The 21569-nt window shown below is 31.4% G+C and carries 21 protein-coding genes; 14 read left to right on the top strand and 7 right to left on the bottom strand.

Features of this window, described 5'->3' with window-relative positions; all coding sequences use genetic code 11:
- The first annotated feature begins 68 nt into the window (after positions 1-68).
- From ACJDUH_RS05455 to ACJDUH_RS05495, 9 genes are all read left to right on the top strand, one after another.
- Positions 69-998 (top strand): ABC transporter permease, encoded by a 930-nt coding sequence (locus ACJDUH_RS05455; protein WP_406764144.1) that lies wholly within the window; start codon positions 69-71, stop codon positions 996-998.
- Between the two features lie 3 nt (positions 999-1001).
- Positions 1002-2273 carry an ABC transporter permease gene (locus ACJDUH_RS05460; RefSeq protein ID WP_406764145.1) on the top strand — a complete coding sequence of 424 codons (1272 nt, stop codon included), beginning with the start codon at positions 1002-1004 and terminating at the stop codon, positions 2271-2273.
- Positions 2274-2285: 12 nt separating this feature from the next.
- Entirely contained in the window at positions 2286-3329 is a 1044-nt protein-coding gene (locus tag ACJDUH_RS05465; protein WP_406764146.1) for an ABC transporter ATP-binding protein, read from the top strand.
- A 1-nt stretch (position 3330) separates the two neighbouring features.
- Entirely contained in the window at positions 3331-4293 is a 963-nt protein-coding gene (locus ACJDUH_RS05470) for an ABC transporter ATP-binding protein (protein ID WP_406764147.1), read from the top strand.
- A 152-nt stretch (positions 4294-4445) separates the two neighbouring features.
- On the top strand, positions 4446-4787 hold the full coding sequence (locus ACJDUH_RS05475) for a single-stranded DNA-binding protein (protein ID WP_406764148.1): 342 nt from the start codon (positions 4446-4448) through the stop codon (positions 4785-4787).
- 175 nt (positions 4788-4962) lie between these two features.
- Positions 4963-6285, top strand: coding sequence for an LCP family protein (locus ACJDUH_RS05480; RefSeq protein ID WP_406764149.1), 1323 nt, complete (start codon positions 4963-4965; stop codon positions 6283-6285).
- A gap of 92 nt (positions 6286-6377) precedes the next feature.
- Positions 6378-7202 (top strand): PRD domain-containing protein, encoded by an 825-nt coding sequence (locus ACJDUH_RS05485; RefSeq protein WP_406764150.1) that lies wholly within the window; start codon positions 6378-6380, stop codon positions 7200-7202.
- Positions 7203-7455: 253 nt separating this feature from the next.
- Positions 7456-9453, top strand: a complete 1998-nt coding sequence (locus ACJDUH_RS05490) for a glucose PTS transporter subunit IIA (protein WP_406764151.1) — start codon at positions 7456-7458, stop codon at positions 9451-9453.
- 212 nt (positions 9454-9665) lie between these two features.
- Positions 9666-11327, top strand: coding sequence for a ribonuclease J (locus tag ACJDUH_RS05495; protein WP_406764152.1), 1662 nt, complete (start codon positions 9666-9668; stop codon positions 11325-11327).
- An 88-nt stretch (positions 11328-11415) separates the two neighbouring features.
- Here the strand turns inward: ACJDUH_RS05495 and rocF are convergent, their stop codons facing one another.
- Positions 11416-12315, bottom strand: coding sequence for an arginase (gene rocF, locus ACJDUH_RS05500; protein ID WP_406764153.1), 900 nt, complete (start codon positions 12313-12315; stop codon positions 11416-11418).
- 10 nt (positions 12316-12325) lie between these two features.
- Complete coding sequence (locus tag ACJDUH_RS05505) at positions 12326-12508, bottom strand: hypothetical protein (protein WP_406764154.1); 183 nt, start codon at positions 12506-12508, stop codon at positions 12326-12328.
- A 109-nt stretch (positions 12509-12617) separates the two neighbouring features.
- Between ACJDUH_RS05505 and ACJDUH_RS05510 the strand changes: the two genes are divergently transcribed.
- On the top strand, positions 12618-12776 hold the full coding sequence (locus tag ACJDUH_RS05510) for a hypothetical protein (protein WP_406764155.1): 159 nt from the start codon (positions 12618-12620) through the stop codon (positions 12774-12776).
- Positions 12777-13151: 375 nt separating this feature from the next.
- Here the strand turns inward: ACJDUH_RS05510 and ACJDUH_RS05515 are convergent, their stop codons facing one another.
- A complete protein-coding gene (locus ACJDUH_RS05515; protein WP_406764156.1) occupies positions 13152-13997 on the bottom strand; it encodes a CvfB family protein in 846 nt (281 codons plus the stop codon).
- 284 nt (positions 13998-14281) lie between these two features.
- On the opposite strand from ACJDUH_RS05515, the gene ACJDUH_RS05520 reads away from it, so the two are divergent.
- Both ACJDUH_RS05520 and ACJDUH_RS05525 read left to right on the top strand, forming a co-directional pair.
- Positions 14282-15175: a deoxyribonuclease IV gene (locus ACJDUH_RS05520; RefSeq protein ID WP_406764157.1), complete on the top strand. Its 894-nt coding sequence runs from the start codon at positions 14282-14284 to the stop codon at positions 15173-15175.
- A 97-nt stretch (positions 15176-15272) separates the two neighbouring features.
- Positions 15273-15851 carry a 5' nucleotidase, NT5C type gene (locus ACJDUH_RS05525; RefSeq protein ID WP_406764158.1) on the top strand — a complete coding sequence of 193 codons (579 nt, stop codon included), beginning with the start codon at positions 15273-15275 and terminating at the stop codon, positions 15849-15851.
- Positions 15852-15864: 13 nt separating this feature from the next.
- On the opposite strand, the gene ACJDUH_RS05530 is transcribed toward ACJDUH_RS05525, so the two are convergent.
- The 3 genes from ACJDUH_RS05530 to ACJDUH_RS05540 form a co-directional block, all read right to left on the bottom strand.
- On the bottom strand, positions 15865-17589 hold the full coding sequence (locus tag ACJDUH_RS05530; RefSeq protein ID WP_406764159.1) for a DUF4153 domain-containing protein: 1725 nt from the start codon (positions 17587-17589) through the stop codon (positions 15865-15867).
- A 241-nt stretch (positions 17590-17830) separates the two neighbouring features.
- On the bottom strand, positions 17831-17998 hold the full coding sequence (locus tag ACJDUH_RS05535) for a type II toxin-antitoxin system antitoxin (RefSeq protein WP_406764160.1): 168 nt from the start codon (positions 17996-17998) through the stop codon (positions 17831-17833).
- Positions 17999-18007: 9 nt separating this feature from the next.
- Complete coding sequence (locus ACJDUH_RS05540; RefSeq protein WP_406764161.1) at positions 18008-18886, bottom strand: SPFH domain-containing protein; 879 nt, start codon at positions 18884-18886, stop codon at positions 18008-18010.
- Between the two features lie 276 nt (positions 18887-19162).
- Here ACJDUH_RS05540 and ACJDUH_RS05545 point away from each other — a divergent pair, with 276 nt between their 5' ends.
- Positions 19163-19513 (top strand): hypothetical protein, encoded by a 351-nt coding sequence (locus ACJDUH_RS05545; RefSeq protein ID WP_406764162.1) that lies wholly within the window; start codon positions 19163-19165, stop codon positions 19511-19513.
- Between the two features lie 146 nt (positions 19514-19659).
- Entirely contained in the window at positions 19660-20535 is an 876-nt protein-coding gene (locus tag ACJDUH_RS05550) for a YitT family protein (RefSeq protein WP_406764163.1), read from the top strand.
- Between the two features lie 32 nt (positions 20536-20567).
- Here ACJDUH_RS05550 and ACJDUH_RS05555 read toward each other — a convergent pair whose 3' ends face one another.
- Entirely contained in the window at positions 20568-21443 is an 876-nt protein-coding gene (locus ACJDUH_RS05555; RefSeq protein ID WP_406764164.1) for a DMT family transporter, read from the bottom strand.
- Positions 21444-21569: the final 126 nt, after the last annotated feature.

Consider the following 21569-nt stretch of genomic DNA (forward strand, 5'->3'; position numbering starts at 1 on the left):
TCATATACCTTTTCTAATATGTATGTGCCATAGAAATAGGGCAAATTGTATAGTAGGAGGAATTTAGTGTGCTGAGGTATATTTTAAAAAGAACCTTATATGCTTTTATAACACTTTGGGTTATTGCAACTCTAACTTTTGTACTTATGAAGGCGCTTCCAGGAGATCCATTTCATGATCCAAAGCTTAAGCCGGATGTAAAACAAGCCTTAATGGAAAAGTATGCATTAGACAGACCAATAATTCAGCAATATGGGATATACATAAATCATTTAGCCCATGGAGACTTTGGAACCTCCATTAAGTTTCCAGGACGTTCAGTAACTACCATAATAAAAAATAGCTTTCCGAAGTCCTTCGCACTTGGCTGGAGGGCAATGCTTCTTGCAAGTACCCTGGGAATATTTTTTGGATTAATTGCAGCGCTTAATCATGAGAAATGGATAGATTATATAGTTATCCTAATTGCAATAATAGGAGTAGCCGTTCCTAACATTGTAATGGGACCATTTCTATCTTATAACTTTGGAGTTAAGCTTGGATGGCTGCCAGTAACTGTGGATAATACTCAAAAATCCTTAATACTTCCTGTAATAACTCTATCCCTTGGAACTATTGCCTTTGTGTCTAGAATGATGCGTACCACCACCTTGGAAGTAAATGGACAAGACTACATACTTACGGCAAAATCTAAGGGTATAACAAAGCTTCAAATTGTTTTAAGACATATTATTCGTAATGCAATTATGCCCGTTGTAACAGTTTTAGGACCACTTTTTGCGGCAATAATAACAGGTTCAATTGTAGTAGAAAAAGTATTTGCCGTAGCAGGACTTGGTGAATATTTTGTAAATACAATACTTGAGCAGGATTATCCTATGATTATGGGCATTACAATTTTTTATGCTGTTTTAATAATAGCAGCAATGTTAATAGTAGATATTGCCTATAGTTTAATTGACCCAAGATTAAGAAGCAACATAGGAGGTGGGGATTAACTTATGGATAAGACAATGTTTGAACATGTTGGTAAAAATCTAGCAGCAGCACAGAAAATTAAACGTCCAAGCATCTCATATATTAAGGATGCACTAAGAAGACTCAAAAAAAATAAACCTGCTGTGATATCGATTATTATACTAATTATTATGATAATCATGTCTCTAATTGGACCAATAATAACTAAGGCATTATATGGATACACCTACAGAAATCAAGATCTTAAGGTGCAAAATCAATCTATGATTCTAAGTAATAAAAGAAGTATTATGCTTACATCAAACACTGCATTTACCTATAAGAAATATTCACATGACTTAAGAAAAACAACGATTTCTTTTAAAAATATTAAATTAAAGAGTAGTGGTTCATTAACTTTAAAAATAGGGAACAAGGCTGAAGAAGCACAGCAGGGAGATCAAAAGGAATATAAAATTGAAATAAAAACTGAAAACGGGGACACCTTAAGTAAAATAGCTGAGAAACTTAATAATGAAGCAGAAAAACAGCTTCAACAGGACCCTGATTTTAGAGGAATTACAGCAAAGGCAAGTGGGTCAACTTTAACTATTGAAAGTAAAGGCAAAAGTGAATTTAACAAAACTCATTGGCTTGGAACTGATATGTTCGGGAGAGATTTATTTACAAGGCTATGGGAGGGAGGAAGAGTTTCCTTCTTAATTGCCTTTATATCTGTATTTATAACTTCCATAATAGGTATTTTATATGGTGGAATTTCAGGATATATTGGCGGCAGGGCAGATACTTTAATGATGCGCTTTATTGAAATAATAATGGTAGTACCTGACATGCTGTATATTATTTTACTTCTTCAGGTTATGAAAGCAGGAATTAATCCAATTATAATAGTTCTTGCAGCCACCTCCTGGATGGGTATAGCTCGTATTGTCAGAGGAGAAGTAATGAGACTAAAACATTCTGAATATGTCCTTGCAGCTGAAACCCTTGGCGCTAGCCCAAAAAGAGTTATTCTTAAGCATTTAATCCCCAATACCATGGGACCTATAATCGTTCAAATGACAATGATGATACCTTCAATGATTTTTACAGAAGCCTTTTTAAGTTTTATAGGTCTAGGAATACCAGTACCTTTTGCCTCCTGGGGATCCTTAATAAATGAAGGTGCTCAAGTTTTTGTGCTTTATCCAAATAGTTTATTTGTTCCAGCTGTAGCACTTAGCTTAACTATGTTGGGTTTTAACATCTTTGGAGATGGTCTTCGAGATGCATTAGATCCAAAGCTAAGAAAGTAGGAGGCGATTTAAGTGAAAAAGTTATTAGAAATAAAAGATTTAAGTGTATCCTTTGATACTTATGCAGGTGAAATTCAAGCAGTTAGAGGAGTGTCCTTCGATTTATATGAGGGAGAAACCATTGCGATTGTTGGAGAATCAGGCTGTGGGAAATCTGTTACTGCAAAGTCTATTATGCGTCTAAATCCAGAACCTCCTGCAAGATTTAAAGGCGGACAAATTTTATTCAATGGCGAAGATATAGTTAAAAAAAATGAAAAAGAAATGAGAGAAATAAGAGGTAGTAAAATTGCAATCATATTTCAAGATCCAATGACATCTTTAAACCCAACAATGACTGTAGGAAAGCAAATTGTAGAAGGATTAAAGAAACATACTAAAATAGATAATGCTGCTGCTAAGAAAATCGCCATAGATATGTTAAAAACAGTTCAAATTCCAAATGCCGAGCAGAGATTTAATGAATATCCCCATCAGTTTTCTGGAGGAATGAGGCAAAGGGCAATGATAGCAATTGCACTTGTCTGCAATCCGAAGCTTCTAATTGCAGATGAACCAACAACTGCACTTGATGTTACTATACAAGCTCAAATAATGGAACTTATGAAAGAACTCCAAAACAAAATAAATACCGCCATCATTATTATTACTCATGATTTAGGGGTAGTTGCGGAAGTTTCCCAAAGGGTCATAGTTATGTATGGTGGTAAGATAGTTGAATACGGAAATACGGATCAAATTTTTTATAATTCGAAACATCCATATACCTGGGGACTTTTAAGTTCGGTTCCTAGATTAGATATAGTTAAAGAAGAAAATAGATTATCCTCTATAGAAGGAACGCCGCCAGATTTATTTGCCCCACCAAGTGGATGTCCATTTTCTGATAGATGTGAATATTCTATGAAAATATGCAGAAAAGAAATGCCTGAAAACTTTTATATAGAGGAAGGGCACGCTGCAGCCTGCTGGCTAAATCACCCTGAAGCACCTAAGGCTAAGCCCCATATTGAAGCAATAAAATTAAATTCTTCAGAAGTAGCTGGAGGTAATTAAAATGGCAGATAAGGAAGTAATATTAAAAGTAGAAAATTTAAAGAAATATTTTAAAGTAGGCGGTAAAGGTATACTAAAGGCAGTTGATGATGTTAGCTTTGATATATATAAAGGAGAAACCTTGGGACTTGTGGGAGAATCAGGCTGTGGAAAGTCAACCTGCGGTCGTACAATTCTAAGAATATATAATGCAACGGAAGGAAAGATAAAATTTTATGGTAAGGACATTCATAAATTAGAAGGGAAGGAAAAAAAGGAGTATAACAAACGAGTGCAGATGATATTTCAGGACCCCTATGCATCCTTAAATCCAAGAATGCTTGTCTCAAATATAATTGCTGAAGGAATTGACGTACATGAAATTTTAAAAGGGGAAGAAAGAACAAGGAGAATAGATGAGCTGTTAGAGCTAGTTGGCTTAAATAAAGAACATGCCAATAGGTTTCCACATGAGTTTAGTGGAGGGCAAAGGCAAAGAATAGGAATAGCTAGAGCACTTGCTGTTAACCCAGATTTTATTGTATGTGATGAACCAATCTCAGCTCTAGATGTATCAGTACAAGCACAGGTAGTTAACCTATTACAAGATCTGCAGGAGAAATATGGGCTCACTTATTTATTTATAGCACATGATTTATCTATGGTAAGATATATATCTGACAGAGTTGCAGTTATGTATTTAGGAGCAATAATGGAATTATCAAGCAGTGATGAAGTATATCATCATTCTATGCATCCATATACAGAGGCTCTGCTTTCAGCAATACCTATTCCTGATCCAAAAATTCAACATAAAAGACATCGTATAGTCCTTCAAGGAGATGTTCCAAGCCCCATAAATCCGAAAGAAGGCTGTAAGTTTGTAGATAGATGCTCAAAGGCAATGGAGGTTTGCCATAAAATTAGACCTGAACTCAAAGAACTAAAACCAAAACATTTTGTGGCCTGCCACTTATATGATTAAATAAATTAACAATTATTAATCTAGTTAAAGTCACCTTTTGAGCAAGTAATTTATATTATTATGTATAAATTTTTTATTTAGCATTACTCAAGTTGTTTAATAAAAGTTAATCTGGATAGAATTAAAAACAAATATAAGTATTGGAGGAAGACATGAATAGAGTTGTTTTAATTGGCAGATTAACAAAAGATCCAGAGATGAAGGTTTTCGAAGAAAGCGGTAAGGTTAATACGAAATTTACCCTTGCGGTAGAAAGAAGCTTTAAAAACAAAAATGGGGAAAGAGAAGCAGATTTTATACCTGTTACCTTTTGGGGTAAAAGAGCAGAAATAGTAAACGAACATTTAGTAAAAGGAAAGCTTATTAGTGTAACAGGAAGACTACAAACCCACAGTTATGAGGATGCAGAAGGAAAAAGGAAATATATTGCAGAAGTCATAGCTGATGAGTTTCAATTTATCGATTCAAAGAAAAAAGAGGAAAATATTATTTAAAAGCTAAGCACATGCTTAGCTTTTTGTTTATTACAGTAAAAATTTAAGTATTCATAAAAAATTAATTTCATATAATAGAAGAGTTAATATATAATGATTTTATGGAAATGATTTCTATAAATTGATTTATATTCTTCAATCAATAATTAAAGAATTTTACAGGGGGAAGCATTATATGGGGAAGTTAAAAAAGCTTTTTAAAGAGAAAAGGCTGCTCATGATTGGAATATGCAGTTTTATTGTAATTATAGCTGTAGTACTTTCGTCCTATTTATATATAAAACATATATATAATAAAAACATATTAGTTGATGTACCAAAAGTAGAAAACGATAATACTGTGCCTGAAATTAATTCTGAACCGGAGGTAACAGAGACTAATTATGGTGAAGAAACTGATATAGTTAATGTACTTTTAGTTGGAGTAGATTCTAGGGGAGAATTTAACGACTCAAGAACAGATTCAATAATAATAGCAACTATAGACCCATCTACAAAGAAAGTAAAGCTTACTTCTCTAATGAGGGATATGTATGTAGTAATCCCTGGAAGAGGATATAATAAAATTAATGCAGCCTTTGAAATTGGGGGTATAGATCTTCTTAAGAAAACTATTAAATATAATTTTGGACTAAATGTTGATAAGAATATAGCAATAGATTTTCAAGGATTTCAGTCACTAATTGATAACTTAGATGGAGTAGAGCTAGATGTAAAAGAATATGAAGTAAAAGAAATAAACAAGTATATTGAAGAGGTGAATGGAGCAAACTCTACATTAATTCAATCTCCTGGTATGCAAAAGTTAGATGGACAGCAGGCATTATCCTATTGCCGAATAAGAAAAGTAGGAAATAATGACTATGAAAGAACTGACAGGCAGAGAAGAGTGTTGTCTTTACTTCTTAGTAAAGTAAAAGACACTAGTGTTTTAAGTTATCCTAAACTTTATTCAACTATGTCTCAATATGTTAAAACTAATATACCTTTTGAAAATATGCTTAAAATAGTTTATACAGTATATAAATTTGGTGATACCACAACAGAAAGTCTAAGGTTACCTGCTGATGGATATTTTAAAGATACTTATATTAATGGTCAATCTGTTTTAATCCCTAATTTAAAATATAATGCTACAGCACTTTACAAGTTTATATATAATTCTGTACCGTCAAATTTAAAGGTTCCAGACAATAGTGCTGTATATGATAAAAAATCAGAAGATAGTCAAACACCAAATAAAGAGACTACACAAGGTAATGTACCAAAACAGACACCTACAGAGCCAAATACCCAGACTACAGACTCAAATAATACAAAGCCAAATACTCAAAATCCAGACCCAAATAATTCACAGCAAAATACACAAAATCAAAATCCTACTGATAATACAAAAACCAATACAGAAGGCCAAAACCCAAGTGACAATTCTAACAAAAATACTACGCCGTCACAACAAACTACTAATTCTAATGGGGTAAACAATACAGCTCCATAATTAATATAGTTTAAAAATTTAATGAAATATTGAATATAGTGAAGAAATTCATTACAATAATAATGATACTGATAGCTTTTTAGGAGGCAGAAATGGAAGTTTACACAATAAAAAAAATACTTAACAACAATGTTGTAATTGGTGTAAAGGATAGGGAAGAATATATTTTAGTCGGGAAAGCTATTGGATATGATTCACAAAGGGGAGATAAGCTTTTTAAGGACAGAATTGAAAGCATTTTTATAAAACAGGATGATGCAAAAGATAACTTTGATAGGATTTTGCAAAATATTAATAAAGAAATTGTTGGACTTTCTGAAGAAATAATTTCCTTATGTGAAAAGGAGCTTGATCAAAAACTTAGCAAAGCTATACATGTTTCTCTACCTGATCATATAAGTTTTGCAATTCATCGAATTGAAACAGGTGTTAAAATTGAAAATCCCTTTTTAAATGAACTTGCAGCTTTATATCCTAAAGTATATGCACTTGCACAAAAGGCATTATTGATGATAAATGGTAGGATTACTACTAAGCTGCCAGAGGATGAAGCAGGTTTTATTTGTATGCACATTAAAGCTGCTATAAATAAGGAAGAGGTTACCTCTGCCTTAACCTACACAAAAAAAGTTGGCGAGATTATGCAGCTAATATTTAAGCTTATTAAAAAGGACGTAAAGAAAAACTCACTTGAATATATTAGAACCATAACACACGTAGATTTAATGCTTCAAAGGGTAATGAATAAAAAAACAATAAAAAATTACCTGCTTGACAACATAAAAAAAGAGCTATATAATGAATACGATTTAGCATTAAAGATTGCTTTAAAAATTGAAAATTTATTTTCTATTAAGATACCTGAAGATGAAATTGGCTATATTGCCTTGCATCTTAGGAGACTTTCTGAAATATAAGTTGTGTTACTATTAAATTAGGCACGGGCTTAAAGTATAACTTATTTATTAAGTTATTTTTTGGGCTCGTGTTTTATTTTTTGTATAAAATATATAATGAAAAATTCTAATCCATTATATATATTAGCCTTTTGAGGCAAATTAAAAAAAAGGAGGTTAAAGTCCTAAATGGACTTTAACGAGTAGTTTGCGAACGGGAGTGAGTGGTCTTAAACTACTCAGTGCCGACCACTAAAAATAAGGAGGAATTATAATGAAAAAATTATTCGCAGTATTTCAAAAAATAGGTAAATCCTTGATGCTTCCAGTATCAGTTTTACCTGCAGCTGGTCTTTTACTTAGATTTGGCCAGCCTGACCTGCTTAATATAGCATACATGGCTAAAGCAGGAGACGTTATATTTGGAAACTTACCAATGATATTTGCAGTTGGGGTAGCCATTGGTTTCTCTGGTGGAGAAGGAGTTGCAGCTCTTGCAGCAGTAGTAGGAGAATTTATCCTTGAGGGGATAATTAAAGTAGCAAGTACTAATGCTGCTAATGTTCTTGCGGAAAAAGCTGCCGCAGCCCAGCATATGACACTTGCAGCTTTTATGACCACACCTGCTTATAGTGATATAGTGACAAAGTCTACTATAAATATGGGTGTGTTTGGCGGTATTGCCATAGGTCTAATAGCTGGAGCTCTTTATAATAAATTCCATAATATTAAGCTGCCTCAAGTGTTAGGCTTCTTTGGAGGAAAAAGATTTGTACCTATTGTTACTTCTATAGCAGCCTTAGTATTTGCAATGGTTGGGGTAACTGTATGGGCTCCAATTCAAAATGGCATTAATGTTTTTGCACAGTGGGCAAGTAATTCAGTTCTTGGACCTGCATTTTATGCAGCTGGTAAGAGATTACTTATTCCTGTTGGATTGCATCATATGTATTATCCAGCATTCTTATATCAATTTGGACAATATACCTCTAATGGAGTAACTTACTTTGGTGACTCTGCTAGGTTCTTCCATGGAGATCCTACAGCAGGTGTATTTATGGCTTCTGAATATCCGATACTAATGTTTGGTCTTCCTGGAGCAGCAATTGCTATGATTGCAGCTGCAAAAAAGGAAAACAGAAGTAAAATAGCTGGTATGATGATTTCTGCAGCTTTTGTATCTTTCTTAACTGGTATAACTGAACCTATTGAGTTTTCATTTATATTTGTAGCACCTATATTATTTGTATTTCATGTACTTGCAGCATTTTTATCTGGAATTATTACAAGTCTCCTTCATATAAGATTAGGCTATACATTCTCAGCCTCCTTTATTGACTACTTATTAGGTTTTAAATTTGCTGGTCATCCTTGGCTTATATGGATAGTTGGTGCTGCCTTCTTTGCACTTTACTTTGTAGTATTTTATTTTTCAATAAAGGCCTTTGATTTAAAAACGCCTGGTAGAGAAGAGGATGAGGGTGAGGAAGTTGTTCCTATGAATGTCAAGGGTAGCGAAAGAGCAGCTAGAGTATTAGAGGCTATTGGTGGAAAAGACAATATTGAAGTTTTAGATGCCTGTATTACAAGACTTAGACTTAATTTAAAAGATTCATCTAAAGTAAATCAAAAGGCTTTAAAAGCATTAGGTTCAGCGGGGATATTAACTGCAGGTAACAGCGTTCAAGTAATATTTGGAACTGAAGCAGAAAGCATTAAGGAAGATATGAAAGCAATTATTGCTAATAATGGAGTTTATAATACTTCAGAATCAGAGGTTCCTAAGATTGGCAATAAAGAAAAAGTGATTATTGGAGGTTCTTATTCTTTAGGAAGCCCTTTAGATGGTGAGGTTGTAGAGCTATCTGAGGTTCCTGATGATGTATTTTCTGATAAGATATTAGGAGATGGCTTTGCTATAATACCTTCAGGAAACAAGGTTTATGCACCTATGAACGGTGAAATAACAGTATTATTCCCAACAAAACATGCTGTTGCTATTACAACAGATGAAGGCCTTGAAATATTAGTCCATATTGGTTTAGATACTGTAAATTTAAATGGTGAAGGCTTTACGGCACATGTAAAGCAAGGTGATAAGGTTAAGAAGGGAGATTTGCTTCTAACCATAGATTTAGAAACTATAAAACAAAAGGCTAAAAGTGAGATTTGCCCAATTATCATTACAAATATGAATATTGTTGAAAATATTAACATTTTTAAAGGGGTAAAGAAGAACGGGGAAAAAGCAGCAGATGTAATAACTAAATAACAATTATTAATAGTTCGTACCAAAGTATTAGTTGGTTGTATTACTTTGATACGAACTTTTTTTAATCAAAACAATTAAATCATGTGAACAGACTAAAGGAAATAACATTTATATAAGATTTTTATTAAAAATAATATGAATTGTAGAATTAAATTTTCTTTTTAAAGAAAAAATATATAATAAATATGTTGTTAAAAGCAGGTGATTCACGATTGAGTAATGAAAATGTAAAGGTTATTCCCTTGGGAGGGCTTGGAGAAATAGGAAAAAATATTACTGCTATAGCCTATGAAGATGAAATTGTAGTTATTGATTGCGGCATATCCTTTCCTGATGAGGAGATGTATGGTGTTGATTTAGTTATACCTGATATAACTTATTTGCTAGATAATGCTGAAAAGGTAAAGGGTATTTTTTTAACTCATGGACACGAAGATCATATTGGTTCACTGCCTTATATTTTAAAACAGCTTAATGTACCAGTATATGGAACAAGGCTTACTCTAGGTATAGTAGAAAATAAACTCCGGGAACATAATATGCTTTCAGATTGTAAGCTTAATAGGGTAGAAGCAGGTGAAGTAGTAAGAATAAAAAAGCTTAGTGTTGAGTTTATAAGGAACACTCACAGCATAGCTGATTCTTGCTGCCTAGCTATTCATACGCCGTTAGGTGTGATATTTCATACTGGAGATTTTAAAGTAGATTACACACCAATAGATGGTAAGGTTATGGATTTAGAAAGGATTTCTACTTTAGGAAAGCAAGGGGTGCTGCTGCTTATGGCTGACAGTACCAACATAGAACGTAAAGGTCAAACAATATCAGAAAAGTCAATTGGGAAAACACTAGAGAAGATTATTTCAAAAGCTGAAGGCAGGGTTATTGTCGCTACCTTTGCATCCAACATTCATAGAATGCAGCAAATAGTGAATGCTTCTATTGAGTACAACAGAAAGGTAGCATTTAGCGGAAGGAGTATGGAAAATATTTCTGCAGTGGCTATGGAACTTGGTTACTTACACATACCCGAAACTTGTCTTATTAGTGTAGATAATATAAATAATTATCCCAATGAACAAGTTACAATTATCACCACTGGAAGTCAGGGTGAACCTATGGCTGCACTTGCTAGAATTGCTTTTTCAAGCCATAGGAAAATTCAACTTGCTCCTAAGGATTTATTTATTATTTCAGCTTCTCCTATTCCTGGTAACGGTAAACTTATTTCTAAAGTAATAAATCAGCTATTTAAAAAAGGTGCAGATGTTGTTTATGAAGCTTTAGAAGAAGTGCACGTATCAGGTCATGCATATAGGGAAGAACTGAAGCTAATACACACCTTAGTACATCCTAAATTTTTTATGCCAGTCCATGGTGAATATAGACACTTAAAACACCATAGAGACTTAGCAGTAAAATTAGGTATGGAGGATAGTAATATTTTTACTCTTGACACTGGAGATATTTTGGAATTATCTAAGGATGAGGCAAGAATATCAGGAAAAGTTCGTACTGGCAATGTATTTGTTGATGGACTTGGAGTAGGTGACGTTGGAAATATAGTTTTAAGAGATAGGAAATACCTGGCTCAAGACGGTATGCTTACAATAGTTGTCACCATCGAAAGAGAATCCTACAGCATTATTGCAGGACCAGACATAATAACTCGTGGTTTTGTATATGTTAAGGAATCAGAGGCTTTAATTAATGAAGCTAAGGAAATAGTAAGGAATGAAATAGAAACCTGCTTAAAAAATGAAATTCTTGAATGGCAGGTGCTAAAGAACTGTATGAAAAAGTCTATGGAGAAATACTTATACGAAAAGACAAAAAGAAGGCCAATTGTTTTGCCTATTATTATGGAAATATAAAAAACAGCGGTGATTTCATGAGATCACCGCTGTTTTTAATGCTCTTATACAATCTAATTACATTATGATTTGAATAGTTTAAACCTTGCTACTTAAGAAACTTAAAGGTCCAATCTAATAGCTCTATAGCTATATTTGCAGTGGTGTCATTTTTGTCTAGCAGAGGATTTAGTTCAACAAAATCCATGGATTTAATTAGGCTTGATTCTCCTAAGGTTTTCAAAATAGTTTTTGCATCTTCAACGCTAGGACCATTTACTACTGCAGTGCCAGTACCTGGAACAAGCCTTCCGTCTATAAAATCAATATCAAAACTTAGATGAACAGTATGAATATTGTTTTGCTTAATTTCATCTAAAACTTCATTAATTACATAATCCATGCCTTTTTCTTCAATTCTTTTTGTGGTATAAACATGTAAGTTTTCACTTTTAATGAAGTCATACTCACCTGGATCTAAGTCCCTGGCACCAACAATAAATACATTTTCCTTTTTTACCTTTATGCCTTTATAATAAACATCTGAAAGATTATCATAACCAAGCCCCATGGCTTTTGCAAGGGACATGCCATGTACGTTACCGCTTTCGCTGGTTTTTTGTGTGTTAATATCACCATGTGCATCCACCCAAATTACTGCAAGATTTTCGTAGGCTCTGCTAACTCCTGCAATACTTCCAAGTCCAATGGAATGATCTCCGCCAATAACCAGGGGAAAACTTCCACCTTTAATTGAGGAATAAACTATATGTGCAAGATTATTGTTTACTTGAATTATAGGTTCAACATATTTCATGTTTGGATGAGAGAAAAATTTATTATATTCTTCGACAACGGGAACAAACAAATCACCAAAGTCAAACACTCTATGATTATTATTTCCTATTACTTCAACAATATTTTTATCCCTTAATTTTTTAGGACCATATTCAGGTCCTCGTTTATCTGCTCCATAAAATATGGGAACACCAATAATACTTATGTCCATTTGATTTCACCTACAATTTATCTACTGGCTTGAATCTTATAACATTGTTTTCAAAGGTGTAAGTATAGTTAAACACTGTGTTCTGAATTTCTACACTTAATGTCTTATCTGTATAATTTAATACCTTTACCTCATTTTGAGATACCTCGTAGGTTTGACAAAAAAAATCTTTTACTTGGTTTTCAGTGGTCATTTACATTACCATCCTTTCATAAAAACTTTATTATAGTATTTGCCATTTATTTTTAAAATATTTATGATAGAATATAATACATGAATCAAAGTATATGGAGGATATTATAATGTCAGATAAAAATATAGAAATGATGAAAAAAATTATTGAAGAAAAGAAAAAGAAAAGTGCAGAGCAAAGTGGAAGTATGAGAGCGGATAAAAGCATTGGCAAGCATAGAAAGGCAAACAGAAGCAGCAAGAAAACAGGCGGACTTTTTGATAAATAGTTACTCAGTGTGCTAATTTAATCATTCATAATTCAATTAGCAATTGATAAAGAATGATAAATTAATAATGTTAGATTATTTATAGTTCAGAAAAGCCTATAATTAAAAGACTTTGCCAGATGGCAAAGTCTTTGCTTTTTTTGTATTATGCTTTATCTGTACGAGTAGTTTGAGAAGTTTTCATACTCATACTATTTGATTTGTTGCTACTTGGGGGTTTATTCTGCATCTTGTTTTTAGCTTTATTTTCGTTTTTTGTCATAATGGCCTCCATAAATTACATAATCTTTCGGCTATAGTTTTACCTTTTAGTAATGTAATTATGCAGTGGGTTGAAATTTCACAAGTGGTCTCAGTTAAGCCAGTACTAAAATATTATTTAGTTTTTAATGAAGTTCCTTTTTCATCTTGTGTAATTAAACCTTTCTTCATAAGGCCGCCTAGGGCTTGTTTAAAATAGTTTTTGCTTATATGAAAGGTTTTATATATTTCTTCAGGTGAGGTTTTATCATTTAAGGTCATAAAGCCACTTCTTGCCTTTAAATAATTCAATATATTTTCTTGAAGCATTGTAACTTCGGTCTTTGCAGATTTTCTTGGGGTTAAACCAAGTTTTCCATCTTCATAAATTTTATTAACAGTAAGTTCCAGCACATCTCCATAATGAAGTTCTGTAAAATACTCATTGTGAAGTATAACACCTCTGTATTTATTATCTACAGCTATCATTGCACTGTGATTTGTTTGAAATCCATAAACAATTCCTGTAGTAGTGTCATTTTGCTTATATTTATCATTTTCTACTAAGTATTTATCAATATTAGTAGTGGCAGCAATTCTTCCTGTTTTGTCTAAATAAATGTAGAATAAATAATATTTATTATTTTCAAGTCCATAAAGCTTTTCCTTTTTTGGAACTAATATATCCTTTTCAAGCCCAAAATCAATAAAGCTTCCAATACCTGTATTAGAAACTACCTTTAAATAAGCAATGTCTCCTACTTTTGCTAAAGGTTTCTTTAAAGTAGCAACAGGTCTATCCTTAGAGTCCCTGTATATAAATACCTCAATTTCATCGTCAATATTTATTTTTTCATCAAGTATATTATTGTTTGGTAAAAGAATATCATCTGCTGTTTTACCAGTACCGCCATCTAAAAAATAGCCAAATTCAGTTTGCCTTAATATTTTTAATTTGTTATAACTACCCATGTTTATCAAGATATTTACCTCTTCTCACATTACAATATATTTTTCTTTTAGTATTTTATATTTTAGCATATTTAATCCTTATATTTCTACCATTCTTATCTTTGTTTTAAATGAAATTCAAATTTAAAAATCTTAAAACGCTAAATAATTGAAAAGACTGATGGGCTAATGGATTCCTTCAGTGTTTCTACGATTTTTAGTATTAAGAACAAAAAGACTTTAAATTTCTTATATTTAATGATATAATTTAAAACAGATATTATATAATAATAAATATTAGATAGGGTGATAATATGCTAAAAATTGGTTCTCATGTTTCCATGAGTGGAAAAAAGATGCTGCTTGGATCCTCTGAGGAAGCCGTGTCATATGGAGCAAATACTTTTATGGTTTATACAGGTGCTCCACAAAATACAATTCGTAAACCCATAGAAAGTTTGATGATTAATGAAGCACTAGAACATATGGCTGATAATGGAATCGAAGAAATTATAGTTCATGCTCCTTATATAATCAATTTAGGGAATAGTGAAAAAGTAGAAACCTTTGAGCTAGCCGTTAATTTTTTAAGGGAAGAAATAAAAAGAACTGAGGCACTTAAAAAAGCAAAGCAGATTGTACTACATCCTGGAGCTCATGTAGGAGCAGGAGTAGAAAAAGGGATTAAACAAATTATTAAGGGGCTTAATGAGGTTATTACAAAGGAACAGAATGTTCAAATCGCATTAGAAACAATGGCAGGAAAAGGCTCTGAATGTGGTAAGACCTTTGAAGAGCTAGCTGAAATTATTGATGGAGTAATAAATAATGATAAGCTATCAATATGCCTGGATACCTGTCATATAAACGACGCTGGCTACGATGTAGTTAACAATTTTGATGGAGTATTAAAGGAATTTGATAAAATAATTGGACTTAATAGGCTTAAGGTAATACATTTGAATGACAGCAAGAATACACTTGGCGCTAGAAAAGACAGGCATGAAAATATTGGGGCAGGTCATATAGGCTTTGATGCTCTTTGCTATGTGGCACATCATGAACTTCTAAAGGATATACCAAAGATTCTTGAAACACCATATATTGAAATTCAAAATATAGGAAAGACGGCTCCATATAAATATGAAATAGAAATGTTAAAACAAAAAAAGTATATGGATTTAACAGAAAAGATAACAAAAGCTTAATATAATCGTAATATTTAAGACGTATACTTTTAAATGAAGGGCGTAAGCATAGATAATGCTTAGGTTACACATTAGAGAAGAAAAAGGAGGTGATGAGATGAAAAACTTAAATATATGTATAGATATTGATGGAACTATAACAGATCCTTATTATTTTTTAAACTTAGCCAACAAATACTTTAATAAAAATATTACAGAGGAGCAGGTTACAGACTACTATATTAGTAAGGTTTATGATATTTCAGAAGTTGAATATGAAGAGTTTTATGAAAAAAATAAATGGGAACTTCACTCAACTCAAAAGCTTAGAGCTAACGTTAAGGAAGTTTTAAGAAAATTACATTTTAAGCACAATATTTATTTTGTAACTGCTAGAGAAAAATCTCTTAAAATGCTTACCTTTGGATATTTGAGAAAAAATAGTATTCCTTTCGATAATTTATTCCTATTAGGAACCCATCATAAGGTAAATAAAGCTGTAGAGCTAAACTGTGACCTATTTATTGAAGACAGCTACGAAAATGCAGTTGAACTTTCTGAGGCTGGCTTTACCGTACTTTTATTAGATACAAATTATAACAGACAGCCTTTAAATAATAGAATTAAACGAGTTTATAATTGGACAGAAGTATACTATGAGATAAATAAACTGCTACTACAAAGGGAAGCAATGTAATAGCAGTTTTTTATTATTTTAGCTTAACAAGAAAATAAAAATCATTTCCTTTTGCATCAAAATTTTGATTGTTGACATCTCTATTTCCAGATATACTTGAAAAGACAATTTTAATTTTTACTTTGTCATTCTCATCATTTGCTGTCATTTCCTCCTCAGAAAGTACAGTTTCCTTTGTATCAGAGCTGTGATTATTAATTATTTCTCTGGCAATAGTATTAATATTTTTCTCATAAATTGTTTTTCCACTGCTGACTAATTTTAATTCTCCTGTTTCATAATCGTATTTGGAAGCTAATTGAACATCTTGAGTATTATTCATGGATCTCATATCAAAAAGGTAGTCATAGCCCGTTACATTCAATGCCTTTTGAGATTTTTGTATATAAAAATAGTTTTGTCCAGTATATTCACTCATAGGATATTCGTAGGGAAATCCAAAAACATCCTGCATATCATCAATTTTAAAGGAAGCAGGTAAATATTTCATATCTGAAAAGCTATGATAATTATTAAAGTAACTTACAATGCTGCTTAGATTAATTTTATCTTCCTTTGAAACATTGGAAGAGATTTTTAATTTTCCAGCTATAAGCATATTGTTTTTAATTAATATTTTTTGAAATCTTCCATTTTGGCTCATTTTTGATACTGAAAAACTACTTACAGGCCCAAATACTGAGAGTATACTTAAAAAACATAGACTTATTGGAAGTAATATATTTCTTATTTTTCTTGAAAAATTAAAATAAAGCATTATGCATAGAACCCAAATGGCTAAAATTATAACATAATATCGTCTTTCTGTTATTCCATAGGCATTTACCCTTATACCTATAGATATAAACATCATTATTAGAATTGGAAGTATTACTTTTGGAGATGTGATATAGAATAAATTCGCCCATTTATCTTCACTTTTAAAGGGAGTAATAAAAAATAATACTACTGCAACAATAACTGAATACCATAGAACTAGATTTGAAACCATACCGATTGGCCAAATTCTTGTTACAATTATTTTACCAAGATATATATATAAAATGGCAGTATAAGCTGTCAAGAGTGGCATGACAATATATAATAATAAAATTCTCAAAGCTTTTGGGTAGGTATTCATATTTACTGTTTCCCTATCAGAAGGGATTAAACCAAGAAAATATGGTACGGCAAATATAAAAGTTACCATAATAAATGAATAATAATAATATTTACTTAGGATTTTTATACCTATAAGTTTATCTATAGCAAATAGAATTGCAGAAAGTCCAGAATACATAAATACAGAATAAATAACCGTTAAAAAAAATGCAGAAAGTAAAGTAATAACATACTTTTCAAAATTTGATTTTCTATAAAAATATGGAATAAATATAAAGATAAGATAAAGTGCAAAACTTATAGCTATGTATCTATTTACTGCTGTCATTTTTAGATTGGTTAAAAATAAAAGATAATATAAAATAAGAAAAATAATATTTAAACCATATATTATTGAAGTTTTTAAAATATTAGATGCACTTTTCTTTTCAAAGTACAGCTTTGTGCAAAGTGAAAGGGGAATTCCAAGTGCAAAGGTCATGGTGATTCTTCCAAGTGTGTTACTTATAGGTTTTGTTTCAGCTATTATAATAAGAAGAGCAGCTATTAGGATTGAAAATAATATGGAAATAGGAAAGCGTTTAGTACTTGCATAAAGTTTATTTATAATGTTTTTAAGAGTGCTAAATAGTCGCATGAATACCTCCTAGTATTTCTTATACTGTACACAAATATTATTAATATTTGTGCTCCTTGTTTTCTTAATACTTATTTAACGATTATAATTATTGCACTTTTCAAACTATTTTACCTAATATTATCATATTCTGAAAAATAAAAATAGATGTTAATTAAACAGATATAAAAATGCGGGACTGTCGCAAAATAACCATAATAAAATGAAAATTTAGCAACAGCCCTTTATTAATTGAAATGACTTATTTTTCTTCATCTTTTAAAAAAGATTTATTTCTTTTTTTTATAGCGTCAGTTAAAAGATATTCTATTTGGCCATTAACTGATCTAAATTCTTCTTCGGCCCATCTATTTATTTCTTCCCATACCTTAGGGCTTAGTCTTAGTAGTACAGTCTTTTTATCGGACATAGCTAACTCCTAATTATGAAGTGTGCCGGTATTAATCACTGGCTGTGTAGACCTTTCTCCACAGAGAACAACCATAAGATTGCTTACCATAGCTGCCTTTCTCTCATCGTCTAGTTCCACAACCTTGTTTTCACCTAATTTGTTAATAGCCATTTCAACCATTCCTACTGCACCTTCAACTATCTTTTGCCTTGCTGCTATTATTGCAGTAGCCTGTTGCCTTTGAAGCATTGCAGCAGCTATTTCAGGGGCATAAGCTAAATGGCTTAATCGTGCTTCTTCAACTACAACCCCAGCTTTTCCTACTCTATCTTGAAGCTCTTTCTTTAAGGCTTCTGAAACCTCATCTGCACTGCCTCTTAAAGAAAGTTCTTTTACGCCATCAGTTATGTCATAGGGGTACATTCCAGCTAAGTGCCTTATAGCTGACTCGCTCTGAACTTTCACAAACTCTGAATAATTTTCAACATTAAATAGAGCTTCAACTGTATTTTGTACCTTCCATACAACAACTGCAGCAATTTCAATTGGGTTTCCCATTTCGTCATTAACTTTTAATCTTTCACCATTAAGGTTTCTAGAGCGAAGAGACACCTTTTTCTTTGTAAAAAAAGGATTAGCCCAATGCCAGCCAGCAACTTTTATAGTGCCTTTGTAATCACCCATAAGTACAAGAGCTGCAGCAGAATTAGGCTGAATAACAAAGAAACCTGGAAGCATAAGCATAAAGCCGATAAATCCAACTATTGAAATTACTATAGAGAAAACACCAAAGGCTGATGCAGACACAATACCTATTATAAAGAGTACTACGGAAAGAACCAGGAGTAATATTGCTATGAAGAACATTGTAATACCTGAACTTGTTTTAATTTCTTTCTCGTTCATAAAGTAAACCTCCTAAAAATTTATATAATGATATCAAATTGATATCATTATAATATATTATACCATAATTGATTATTAATGGGAATATATAGGACATAAAATTTAGGAAATTAAAAGTAATTTTTTTATGCAAAATTTGAAAGTTAGTTAATAAGTATAATTCTTAAAAGCATTGAAAACTAGAGCACAAAAGGATATTATTATAATATACATATTGACAATTTATTCTAATAATTGCTACTATAAAATAAAATATTCTAAAAGGAGTGAGAAAATATGAAGCAGCATGTAAATGGAGCTCAATTAAAGGAAATTGATTTGGATGAAAGAATTTCTCTGTTATCATTGGTAACAGGTCTTGCTAAGGATTATGTGAGTGATGAATATAGAAAGGGCATGAAGGACGAAGACAGCATGCTTTTAAAATATGGTTATGATATAAAAGTAGGAGACCTTATAGAAATGATAGAAGATTTTACTGGTGAATTCCCAACACCTGAAATAGTAAGTGGAAAATATAAGGTGAAAATTTCTGCAGCTGATTCAGAATTTCAGGTAAGCTACTGTGATGCATTATATGAGGTAGTTAAAATATTGTTAAAGAAGAAAATAATAATTGTGCAATAATTATTTAAAAAGACCATTATCCATAAATTAAAGTATTGATAATGGCCTTTTTTATTTTTGAAAAATTTTTATAAAATATATTTAAATTATTTGAATTATTATTTATACTGTATATGGGACAAGCTGACTAGAAAAAGGTGATGAAAATGAGTAAAAAAAATAACAAAGATATTTTATCCGATTTTATACTTGTAACTATTGGCTGCGTTTTAACTGCTTTTTCAATAACTTCAATATTGAAGCCAAATGGACTAATAACAGGTGGCATAACAGGAATTTCTATTATTCTTGAGAAATATATTTATATTAAATACACTTATATATATTATGCCTTATCTTTACTTATTCTTATTGCTTCCTATATTACAGCAGGGAAAAAAGAAGCTTTAAAAATAATAACTTTATCAATTGCTTTTCCTTTAATTTTAATCGAATTGGAGAATTTTAATTATATTTTTATACAACATGATATGCTGCTTGCATCAGTATACTTTGGAATAATATATGGGATAGGTATTGGGCTTGTATTTAAACGTGGCTTTTCTTTTGGTGGAACAGATACCATTGCAAAAATCTTAAATAAAAGGATTTTAAATTTTATAAGTATAAGCCAAATACTTCTTGGAATTGACGGTGTAATAATTGCAGCTTCAGCAATAATATATAATAAAAATATAGCTTTATATGCTATTATTTCACAAATAATTACTACTAGAGTTATTGATGCTGTAATGTTTGGCTTTAGTTCAAAAAGAGTTCAAATTGAAATAATAAGCGAAAAATATGAGCAAATTGCAGATTATATTTTACATAAGATAGCTAAGGGAGTAACCAGTTATGAGGTTAAAGGTAGATATAAAAATGAAAAAAGGCTTAAGCTTCAAACTATTTGCTCTCCTAAAGAAGCTATGTTAATTAAGAAATTCATAACAACTGCAGACCCAGAAGCATTTGTAAATGTAATATCAATAACATCAGTTTGGGGTGGAGTTGGCTTTGATAAGTTAATTGACGAAGGGTAGTTTACTTATTAAATAAACAAAGTACAGCATTTTTATGCTGTACTTTGTTTTTCTTTTGAAAGTATAATTACTGAGGTAAGTATTAATATAGTTCCAATAATAAGGGTTATAGTTAATTTTTCTTTAAACAATACAATACCCATAATTATACTCACAATAGGTTCAAAGGTTCCTAGAATTGATGTAGAAGAGGCTCCTATAATTTTTAATGCTCTTACAAATAAACCAATAGAAACTATTGTTGAAATTAATGAAATACCGATAATTGAAGTTGTAGTTTCAATGTTTATTGGAAAAATAAATTTACCGCTAATAAAGGTAAAGAGTATTAAAGAAACACCTGCGAAAAGTGAGAAATAAAATACTGTAACTAAATTACTAAGTTTTTTAATTTCCTTATTGTTCATACCCATAACACAGGCAGCATAGCAAAAGCCTGAAGCTATTGCAAGGATGACACCGCCTATATGAATCCCTTCAGCCTTTATACCAATAAGAATATAAACTCCAGTTATAGATACAAGTAGTGCAATTACTTTGTTCTTGGTAAAGGCTTCTCTATATATAAAATAATTTAATATAATTACAATAGCTGGATATACAAAATGCATAGTAGTAGCAAGACCTACTGTTATATAATTATAGGAATAAAATAAAGTCATACCAGTTGAGGTATAACCAATCAATCCTATTAATGCCAATAAAGTAAATTGAGTTTTATTAACTCTAAAATCTACCTTTGCAAATAAAAAATATATGTATAACATAAGTGCTGCTAATAAAAATCTTAGACTAATAACTGTAAGTGTATTGCTTCCATTATTATAAATAATCTTTGCAAAAATTGGCATGAAACCAAAGGCTGCAGATGAAAGTAGTGCATAAATAATTCCGTATATTTTTTTCAAGGTTTCCTCCTAGTATTGCTATATTGTGTACAAGGATTATTAAGCTTCTTTATTAAAATACTACATGTCCATGTTTATTGTAACAGAATATGAATGAATGTTCCAATTAAAATTAAAGATTATTGT

The sequence above is a fragment of the Candidatus Clostridium radicumherbarum genome (assembly GCF_045310525.1).
GTDB classification, from domain to species: domain Bacteria; phylum Bacillota; class Clostridia; order Clostridiales; family Clostridiaceae; genus Clostridium_AT; species Clostridium_AT radicumherbarum.

Bases quoted from the DNA above. Each gene is read 5' to 3' on its own strand.
- ACJDUH_RS05505 (WP_406764154.1), bottom strand. From the start codon at position 12,508: ATGACCACTGAAAACCAAGTAAAAGATTTTTTTTGTCAAACCTACGAG.
- ACJDUH_RS05490 (WP_406764151.1), top strand. From the start codon at position 7,456: ATGAAAAAATTATTCGCAGTATTTCAAAAAATAGGTAAATCCTTGATG.
- ACJDUH_RS05475 (WP_406764148.1), top strand. From the start codon at position 4,446: ATGAATAGAGTTGTTTTAATTGGCAGATTAACAAAAGATCCAGAGATG.
- ACJDUH_RS05540 (WP_406764161.1), bottom strand. From the start codon at position 18,886: ATGAACGAGAAAGAAATTAAAACAAGTTCAGGTATTACAATGTTCTTC.
- ACJDUH_RS05545 (WP_406764162.1), top strand. From the start codon at position 19,163: ATGAAGCAGCATGTAAATGGAGCTCAATTAAAGGAAATTGATTTGGAT.
- ACJDUH_RS05460 (WP_406764145.1), top strand. From the start codon at position 1,002: ATGGATAAGACAATGTTTGAACATGTTGGTAAAAATCTAGCAGCAGCA.
- ACJDUH_RS05485 (WP_406764150.1), top strand. From the start codon at position 6,378: ATGGAAGTTTACACAATAAAAAAAATACTTAACAACAATGTTGTAATT.
- rocF (WP_406764153.1), bottom strand. From the start codon at position 12,315: ATGGACATAAGTATTATTGGTGTTCCCATATTTTATGGAGCAGATAAA.
- ACJDUH_RS05550 (WP_406764163.1), top strand. From the start codon at position 19,660: ATGAGTAAAAAAAATAACAAAGATATTTTATCCGATTTTATACTTGTA.
- ACJDUH_RS05470 (WP_406764147.1), top strand. From the start codon at position 3,331: ATGGCAGATAAGGAAGTAATATTAAAAGTAGAAAATTTAAAGAAATAT.
- ACJDUH_RS05530 (WP_406764159.1), bottom strand. From the start codon at position 17,589: ATGCGACTATTTAGCACTCTTAAAAACATTATAAATAAACTTTATGCA.
- ACJDUH_RS05520 (WP_406764157.1), top strand. From the start codon at position 14,282: ATGCTAAAAATTGGTTCTCATGTTTCCATGAGTGGAAAAAAGATGCTG.
- ACJDUH_RS05535 (WP_406764160.1), bottom strand. From the start codon at position 17,998: ATGTCCGATAAAAAGACTGTACTACTAAGACTAAGCCCTAAGGTATGG.
- ACJDUH_RS05480 (WP_406764149.1), top strand. From the start codon at position 4,963: ATGGGGAAGTTAAAAAAGCTTTTTAAAGAGAAAAGGCTGCTCATGATT.
- ACJDUH_RS05525 (WP_406764158.1), top strand. From the start codon at position 15,273: ATGAAAAACTTAAATATATGTATAGATATTGATGGAACTATAACAGAT.
- ACJDUH_RS05510 (WP_406764155.1), top strand. From the start codon at position 12,618: ATGTCAGATAAAAATATAGAAATGATGAAAAAAATTATTGAAGAAAAG.